Annotated in this window: 3 protein-coding genes and 1 pseudogene; 3 read left to right on the forward strand and 1 reads right to left on the reverse strand. The window is 68.6% G+C overall.

The features are described from left to right. Positions 1-181: 181 nt before the first annotated feature. Positions 182-445 (forward strand): annotated as a pseudogene (locus AC0682_RS31425) (transposase); the annotation flags it as partial. A gap of 222 nt (positions 446-667) precedes the next feature. Here the strand turns inward: AC0682_RS31425 and AC0682_RS31430 are convergent. Further along, the gene (locus tag AC0682_RS31430) at positions 668-1,354 is read right to left on the reverse strand and encodes a hypothetical protein (protein WP_478536634.1); all 687 of its coding nucleotides are present in this window, start codon (positions 1,352-1,354) and stop codon (positions 668-670) included. Between the two features lie 171 nt (positions 1,355-1,525). Here AC0682_RS31430 and AC0682_RS31435 point away from each other — a divergent pair, with 171 nt between their 5' ends. Together AC0682_RS31435 and AC0682_RS31440 are read left to right on the forward strand one after the other, a co-directional pair. Next, positions 1,526-2,149 carry a hypothetical protein gene (locus tag AC0682_RS31435; RefSeq protein ID WP_478536636.1) on the forward strand — a complete coding sequence of 208 codons (624 nt, stop codon included), beginning with the start codon at positions 1,526-1,528 and terminating at the stop codon, positions 2,147-2,149. A gap of 43 nt (positions 2,150-2,192) precedes the next feature. Beyond that, positions 2,193-2,963, forward strand: coding sequence for a transposase (locus AC0682_RS31440; protein ID WP_478536637.1), 771 nt, complete (start codon positions 2,193-2,195; stop codon positions 2,961-2,963). The last annotated feature ends 501 nt before the right edge of the window (positions 2,964-3,464 follow it).

Consider the following 3,464-nt stretch of genomic DNA (forward strand, 5'->3'; position numbering starts at 1 on the left):
CGAGACCGTGCCTGCACCTGCATCCGGACCCACCCGACACGACCGGTCATCACCGGGCGATCCCACCCAACCCACAAACACGCAGGGTCCCTGGGGGGTTGTGTGGACTCCTGAAGATCGTGCGGTGGCCGCGGGCCACAGCGTAGACCCTGCCCGCTGGCGGGCGATTTTCGACCAGGTCATGGCCCGGATTGCGGGCCGGTTCGGGCGAGTTGAACCCCGAGCCACGGCCCGCGCCTACCTGCTCGGACTACTGTCGAGCGTTGAGCGGAAGAACTGTTGGCAACTGGCCGAACAGGCCGGCCATGCCAGGCCCGGGCCGATGCAGCGCCTGCTGCGCTACGCCCGCTGGGACGCCGATGCTGTCCGCGACGACCTGCGTGCCTACGCCGTCGAGCACCTCGGCGCCGGCGGGGTCCTCGTGGTCGGCGAGACCGGCTTCCTGACCGCACCTCCGATCCGATCACGCTGACCGTCCCGGAGATCCGACACCTACTCGTCGCCGTCTTCGACCCACCAGCCGTGACCGTAGCCAGACTGCTGCACTGGTCCAACTGGCGTCGGCGCCACCAGGCAACAGCCCGACGCAGCCACTACCGACGACGAGCCGCCCGCGAACCCGCTGAATAGATCACCAAACCGCACTGGAGTATTAACCGGCTGCGGACTACCGCCCTTGACGCGCTGCTGTGCGGCGCGCGCTGCGTACCCGGAGGGTTTCCCATCGCCAGGCGAGGGCGACGCAGCCGAAGAAGCCGGACAGAGTCGCCACGCCCCCCAGGACCGGGACGGCAACGCCGTGGTCCTGGGGCTCGGTGGCCCGGGGCGCCAGCAGACCCCGGGGGTCGTACAGCACGTCGAGGCGGGACCCGTGCCGCACCCCATCGCGGCAGCCGAGGCCCTCCGGCAGCCGAGGCCGGACGCGTTCGCCCTCGGCGGTCTCCAGCGCGCAGGACGCCCGCACCTTGGTCGGCGGATCACCCGGGACCACCCGGGGCGGGCTGTATCCCACGACCGTCGCCTCCGTCCACCGCCCGCGCTGCTCGAAGGCCCACGCCTCAGCCCCGGTGTACGAGACGGCGGCCAGCCCGAGGACGGCGGAGTAGGCGACGAAGCACAAGAACTTCACGAGGAAGCTGTCCTCGGACCGGCCGTCGTCCACCCAGTACAGGAAGCCCAATCCACCGAGGGGGAGAAGTGCACCCACCACCACGAACGCGATACCCGCCCACGAGGTGAGCCCGAAGTAGTGTCCCGCCCTGCTGAGCACGACGACGCCGAGCACACAGACCACGCACCCGACGAAGGCGAGAAGGGCGAACCACCACCGCACCCCCTGATGCCGAACCACCATCCGCACTCCCTTCCACCGCCTCATTCTCGCCACCATGCGACGGAAGCCTCTACCAGCCGAAAAAACCACGGCCCGCTTGACTAAGGAGATAAGGGCTGTCCCGTAACTGGGCGGTGCCCCCTTGCTGATCCCCAATCGGACAGTGTCGGTGGCTGGTGACAGGATCGACGGGTGCTGATCAAGGGATACGACGTCGGCCCGTTGGTGGCGGGCGAGTCACTGCCGGCCCGCCCGGGCTTCTGGTCGAACTACCTCCTGTCGATGTGCAGCGCCGGGCGGTGTGCCGAGCGGCCGGTTCCGGAGTGGTTCGGTGAGGACGGCGCCGATGCCGATGCCCTGTCCGAGGTCCTCTTCGATCCTGAACGCTGGCCGGTGTTCAGAGTGCCGGCAGAGGACGGCCCCGGAGTCGTGGTGGTCTACCGCAACCTGGATGGCGACTACGGCACCGACTACCTCCTCACCCATCCAGCCAGAAACTACGTCGAGCAGATCGCCAGCTGGGACGGCGACTTCTCGGGCACTGGGCTGTCATGGCGCGAATTGATCCGGATCGCCGACAGCCCGTCCCTTGCGGCCGAAGGCGTCCAGGACACGGCCATCCGCTTCCTGCTGCTGCTTCCCCTCCTCACCGACCCGGACGTGCCGGAAACAGCATCGGCAAGGCTCACCGCCGCCCTGGCCGTCATCGGCACGCCGCAAGACACCGCCTCCATCGCGGCGGAGCACCTACTGGCCCACCTCACGAGGAGGTCCCGACACGACCCCACATGGGCGTCTCCGCTGAGCGGCAGCTGAGAGGCGGGCCGAGCCGCCAGTCAACCCATGGAACGATCTTGGTGTGGCTGGTGTGATCACGGCGTCGGAACCGTCCTGGATAGCCCCGTTCTCCGGGCTGAGCCCTCGCGCTTTCGGGAAGCTGGTGACGGTACTGCGTCGCCAGGGTGCGGACGCAGTTCGTAGGGGCCGGCCCTGGAGCCTTCCTCTGGAGGACCGGGCCCTGCTGGTCGCGGCGTACTGGCGCACGAACCTCACCATGCGCCAGCTCGCCCCGCTGTTCGGGGTGTCCAAGTCGGCAGCGGACCGCATCATCGACCACCTCGGGCCGATGCTCGCTCTCCAGCCCCGCAAGCGGTTCGCGAAGGACACCGTGCTCATCGTGGACGGCACCCTGGTCCCCACCCGCGACCACACCATCGCCGAGCGGTCGAAGAACTACCGGTACTCCACCAACCACCAGATCGTCATCGACGCCGACACCCGGCTGGTTGTCGTGGTCGGCCGGCCGCTCGCCGGAAACCGCAACGACTGCAAGGCATGGGAGGAATCCGGAGCCAAGGCCGCCGTCGGCAAGACCCTCACGATCGCCGACGGCGGCTACCCGGGCACCGGACTCGGCATCCCACACCGCCGCGAACGCGGCCAGAGCGAACTCCCGGCCTGGAAAGCCGACCACAACAAGTCCCACAAACAAGTCCGAGCCCGCGTCGAGCACGTCTTCGCCCGCATGAAGACCTGGAAGATCCTCCGCGACTGCCGCCTCAAGGGCGACGGCGTCCACCACGCCATGCTCGGCATCGCCCGGATGCACAACCTCGCCCTCGCCGGATAGACAAGCGGCCCCCCTCAAGGCAGCCCACCCCCTCGGCGGCTCAGAGATCATTTACGGGACAGCCCTTAGCTTGATCTTTAACCTGTGCGGCGGGGACGTGGGGTCGTTGACTTCTTCGTGCGTTGCTTCGCGAGGTCGTTTTTGCGGACGGTGTGCACGTCATATTGACCCGAAACGGTTTGGGTTCTGGGTCGTTGGTGGGGTGTGAGCGATCTGGTGGGGGACGCGCGGCATCTGTCGCCGTCGGCGCAGGAGGCCCTGCGGCTGCGGGCGGTGGCCACGTTGGTGGCGGGGCGGGGCCGTGAGGACGTAGCGGCAGTCTTCGGGGTGTCGCTGAAGGCCGTCGACGGGTGGGGCGAAGTGGCAGGCTGGCGGCCGGGAGGCGCTGGTCATGCAGCCACGGGGTAAGCCGGTCGGGGTGCACCAGGTGCTCGGGGAGGCCGAGCAGGCCGCTGTGCGGCAGGCGGTCCTCGATCACCGGCCCTGTGACGTGGGCTTGAG

The organism is Streptomyces sp. NPDC043746 (genome assembly GCF_056436485.1).